Annotated in this window: 4 protein-coding genes; all 4 read right to left on the bottom strand. The window is 54.9% G+C overall.

The window, feature by feature from the left end:
• Nucleotides 1-708, bottom strand: a 708-nt coding sequence (locus K5905_RS27865; RefSeq protein WP_297590437.1) for an ABC transporter transmembrane domain-containing protein, incomplete at its 3' end; no start/stop codon positions are given.
• A 291-nt stretch (nt 709-999) separates the two neighbouring features.
• Entirely contained in the window at nt 1,000-1,800 is an 801-nt protein-coding gene (locus K5905_RS27860) for a xanthine dehydrogenase family protein subunit M (RefSeq protein WP_297590435.1), read from the bottom strand.
• 33 nt (nt 1,801-1,833) lie between these two features.
• Complete coding sequence (locus K5905_RS27855; RefSeq protein ID WP_297590432.1) at nt 1,834-2,301, bottom strand: hypothetical protein; 468 nt, start codon at nt 2,299-2,301, stop codon at nt 1,834-1,836.
• Nucleotides 2,302-2,316: 15 nt separating this feature from the next.
• Nucleotides 2,317-4,677 carry a xanthine dehydrogenase family protein molybdopterin-binding subunit gene (locus K5905_RS27850; protein ID WP_297590440.1) on the bottom strand — a complete coding sequence of 787 codons (2,361 nt, stop codon included), beginning with the start codon at nt 4,675-4,677 and terminating at the stop codon, nt 2,317-2,319.
• Between the last annotated feature and the right edge of the window lie 29 nt (nt 4,678-4,706).

Raw genomic sequence — 4,706 nt, 5'->3', positions numbered from 1 at the left:
GTATTCACCGTTATGTGCGTCCCAACGTGTGGTCAGTGCGTTTTGCATGCCCATCGCCGAAACGACTTCGGAATTGCGTTGGCCACTTTCGACAAGCGACGCGCGGCGCCCGGCCTGTCCGGCAGCTTCCTCGGTCGGTTTTCGCGACATCATCTCGTTCAGGCCAATCAAAATGGTGATTATGATCGCACCGGCGAGACCTACGAATCCCAGAAGCGGATGAAACAGAAAGACAATCCCGAGATAGAGCGGCAGCCACGGAATATCGAAGATTGCCGCAGGTCCAGGACCGGAAAGAAACTGACGGATCGTGTCAAGGTCCTGCACGGGTCGCAGCTTTGCAGCCTGCCGACCAAGGCGAACTGGAAGCGAGTTGGAGACCTTATAGACAATTCCCGACAGGCGAGCGTCCACCCGCTGCCCCAGACGCGCCAGAATACGTCCGCGAATTCCCTCCAGAATGCCGTAAAAAACATAGAGCACCATGGCGAGAATGCCGATAACGACAAGTGTTGGAACAGAACCGCTGGCCAGAACACGGTCATAAACCTGAAGCATGAAAACAGGGCCGGTCAGCATCAGGATATTAATTACGAAACTGACGATTGCGACGCCCCAGAAAGCGGTCCGGATAGGGCGGAAGGCCAAGGATACGGGATTATCACGTCCTGAAATTGCTTTTGCGTTACGTTGCCTAGCGCCTGCCATCTAATCCTCTGGTTTCCCGCCAATGATATGTCTTCTCGCGCAACTCCTCTCACAAAAAGAGACTTTGCCGGAGACCTAACAAAATTAGCGTCACTTATGACGGAATTCTTGCGATCAATTTCATACGCCCGAGATTTGTACCCGGTTCAGCGTAATCCCAAAATCTGGACGATACCTTGATTGCCCCAAGTTTCGTTCCGCCACAACAATAACGACAGCTAAAACAGTGTAAATTTGTCAAAAACCCGACCACGATGGGCCGGGTTCTCAACTTCGTAAATTTTTTTGCGATTACCCTGCAGCGGCGACTGCCCGTTTTGCCATGACAGTCACCAGATTTGCCCGGTAGGCCGCAGATCCGTGAATGTCATGCAATATACCGCCGGCATCGACCTTTACCCCGGCAACGGAATCCGGCGACCAGTTCGCAGCAAGAGCTGTTTCCATTCCATCCACACGGAAAACTCCGTAATGGCCTGCCCCGGTAACCGCGACACGGACACTTCCGTCCTGGTGCTGGGCGACAAATACACCTGCCATGGCATACCGAGATGCCGGGTTGGGATATTTTGCGTAGGCGCCCTTGGAAACAATCGGAAAATTCACCGAGACAACGATTTCGTCTTCGTCCAGTGCGGTATCGAACATGCCGATGAAGAAGTCTTCGGCCGTCAGTTCCCGTTTACTGGTGACCACAGTCGCCCCCAAAGCGACCAAGGCCGCCGGATAGTCGGCTGCCGGGTCGTTGTTTGCAATGGAACCGCCAAGCGTTCCCATGTTGCGAACCGCAGCATCCCCGATACCGTTCGCCAAACCGGCCAGGCTCGGGAGTTTTTCCCGAACAAGATCGGAATCCGCAACTTCAGCATGGGTCGTTGCCGCACCAATGGAAATACTGCCACTTCCCTCGCAGATGCCGTTCATCTGATCGATTTTTGTGACATCCACAAGGTCACTCGGCGCAGCCAATCTCTGTTTCATGGTCGGCAACAAAGTCTGACCACCACCAAGAAATTTGCCATCATCCGACTTGGAAACCAGATCCGCCGCTTCAGCAACGGAATTGGCACGATGATAGTGTGTCTCATACATTTCGCATCTCCCCCAGATTGGGTTCAAGTGTCTTTAAAATACGGTCGAACTACAGGCAGGAGCAAAAGGGATGGCCTTTAGGTCACCCTCAAAAATCTCCCGATCCTTGGGACCTTCAATTTCAGCCCCCAGTTTCTGAGCCATGTCCCACATGTCGACAGCCTTTCCGCGATCTCCATTCAATTCCAACGCCCGTGCCATCAGTTCGAAAGCATAGGCATGATCGAAATCACGCAATTCGGATGAATGTTTTTCGGTCAGATCAATAACCCTCTGGGCGTGCCTCAGTGCTGCATCAGCAATCCCCAAGACAACATAGACCCTGCCGAGAATCCATTCACCACGTTGCTGCTGAACTGGACCACCTGCCTGCAACCAGTGATACAAGCTGGCATGTGCTGCATGGACCATCTCATCGCTTTCCTCAGCCGTCCGGTCGTTCTTTTCAAGAAGAGACCAGACTCTCTGATTGAGCGAAATCGCCATAGCTTGATGATCCATGCCGTCCTGCATCGCTTACTCCGCAGCTGCTTTCGTCACAGATTGGCAAAGTGACCAGACTTTCTCTGCGGAGGCAGGCATCGTCAGATCATTGCTGCCAATAGCATCAGTGATCGCGTTGATGACCGCTGGGGGAGAGCCGATAGCACCGGCCTCGCCGCACCCTTTCATCCCGAGAGGATTCCCCGGACAAAGTGTCTCGTGCGTTGAAAGACTGAACGACGGCACATCATCCGCACGCGGCATCGTGTAATCCATGAAGGAAGCCGTAAGCAGTTGACCATGTTCGTCATAAGCGGCGTTTTCAAGAAGCGCCTGGCCGATGCCCTGCACTAGGCCGCCATGAACCTGACCCTCCACGATCATCGGATTGATCACCTTGCCGAAATCGTCTGCGGCAACAAAGCTGACAATTTCGGTCTTGCCGGTTTCCGGATCGATTTCGACTTCACACACATAGGCGCCCGCCGGGAAAGTGAAGTTTGTCGGATCGTAAAACGCCCCTTCCTTCAGTCCCGGTTCCATGCCTTCCGGCAAATTGTGACCTGTATAGGCAGCCAGCGAGACTTCTGTGAATGTGAGTTTCTTGTCCGTTCCGGCAACTTTCAGCTCACCGCCTTCAATCTGAATATCGCCCTCAGAGGCCTCCATCAGATGTGCGGCGATCTTCTTGGCCTTGGCTTCAACCTTGTCGAGCGCCTTGACGATCGCGGACATACCGACGGCACCGGATCGGGATCCGTAGGTACCCATTCCGAACTGCACTTTATCGGTATCGCCGTGAACAATTGAAACGGCATCGGAATCCAGACCGAACCGTTCGCTTACAAGCTGCGCAAAGGTGGTTTCATGGCCTTGTCCATGACTGTGCGATCCTGTCAGAACTTCTACAGTCCCGATTGGATTTACACGTACTTCTGCCGATTCCCAAAGGCCGACACCCGCCCCGAGCGATCCAACAGCCGCAGATGGTGCGATCCCGCAAGCTTCAATGTAACAGGAAAGTCCAATTCCTCTCAGTTTACCGCGAGAAGCAGCTTCCGCCTTGCGTGCGGCAAAGCCATCAAAGTCCGCAGCCTGCAAAGCCGCATCCAGCGTGGCGTCATAGTTGCCCGCATCGTAGCACATGATCACCGGCGTCTGGTGCGGGAAGGATCTGACGAAGTTTTTTCGGCGGAATTCTGCCGGTGAGAGGCCGACTTCGCGCGCCGCTGTTTCCATCATTCTTTCAACAAGAAAAGTTGCTTCCGGCCGGCCGGCCCCGCGATAGGCGTCAACCGGGGTCGTGTTGGTGTAGACAGCTTTCACATTGGCATGGATGGCCGGAATGTCGTACTGGCCTGACAGCAGTGTCGCGTACAGATAAGTCGGAACAGATGACGAGAAGAGCGACATGTAGGCGCCGAGGTTGGCGATCGTCTTCACCCTGAGGCCGATGATCTTGTTGTCGGCATCAAGCGCAAGTTCTGCGTCGGAGACATGATCCCGGCCGTGAGCATCCGTCAGGAAGGCTTCAGTCCGGTCGGAGACCCATTTGACTGGCCTGCCAACCCGTTTTGAAGCCCACAGGCAAACGATCTCCTCAGGATAGATGAAGATTTTAGAGCCAAATCCGCCACCGACATCCGGCGCGATCACGCGCAATTTGTGTTCCGGCGCAACATTATAGAATGCCGACAGAACAAGCCGTGCAACATGAGGGTTTTGCGAGGTCGTATAGAGCGTGTGATGCTCTTCCGCATCGTTGTAACTCGCCAGCGCGGCCCGCGGTTCCATCGGATTGGGAACCAATCTGTTGTTACGGATCTCCATTCGCGTGACATGAGCGGCCCTGTCAAAAGCATCATTCACCGCTGCTTCGTCACCAATTTCCCAGTCATAAATCAAGTTGCCGGCTGCTTCCGGATGAATCTGAGGTGCAATTGCCTCAACGGCTGCCGCAGCGTCTGCAACAGCAGGCAGTTCTTCATAATCGACGACAACCGCGTCCGCCGCATCGCGCGCCTGCGCCTGCGTATCGGCAACGACCACCGCGACCGCCTGACCAACATGCCGGACGATCTCCGGCTCCAGGGCACGCCAACCTCCCATATTCATCGGGGACCCGTCCTTGGAGTGGATCATCCAGCCGCATATCAGGTTTCCAATGCCATCACCCACGAGCTGTTCACCGGTGAGAACCGCGTCAACCCCCGGCATGCCAAGGGCCGCACTGGCGTCAATTCCCTTGACCCTTGCGTGCGCGTGTGGTGAGCGCACGAATGCGGCAAACCCCATTCCCGGCAGAACCATGTCATCGGTGTATTGACCTTTTCCGGTAAGGAAGCGCTTATCCTCTTTGCGCAAGGCCCGGGCGCCAATCCCTTCAACTGCCATCACTCTCTCTCCCAAACTGTTTCCGGTTC

It is taken from the genome of Roseibium sp., from assembly GCF_025698965.1.
Classification (GTDB): domain Bacteria; phylum Pseudomonadota; class Alphaproteobacteria; order Rhizobiales; family Stappiaceae; genus Roseibium.
The sequence above is the reverse complement of the archived record's forward strand: the minus strand, read 5'-3'. Positions and strand labels throughout refer to the sequence as shown.

What these genes read in the sequence shown, in the direction of transcription:
- K5905_RS27850 (WP_297590440.1), bottom strand. Translation starts at nt 4,677, where the DNA reads ATGGCAGTTGAAGGGATTGGCGCCCGGGCCTTGCGCAAAGAGGATAAG.
- K5905_RS27855 (WP_297590432.1), bottom strand. Translation starts at nt 2,301, where the DNA reads ATGGATCATCAAGCTATGGCGATTTCGCTCAATCAGAGAGTCTGGTCT.
- K5905_RS27860 (WP_297590435.1), bottom strand. Translation starts at nt 1,800, where the DNA reads ATGTATGAGACACACTATCATCGTGCCAATTCCGTTGCTGAAGCGGCG.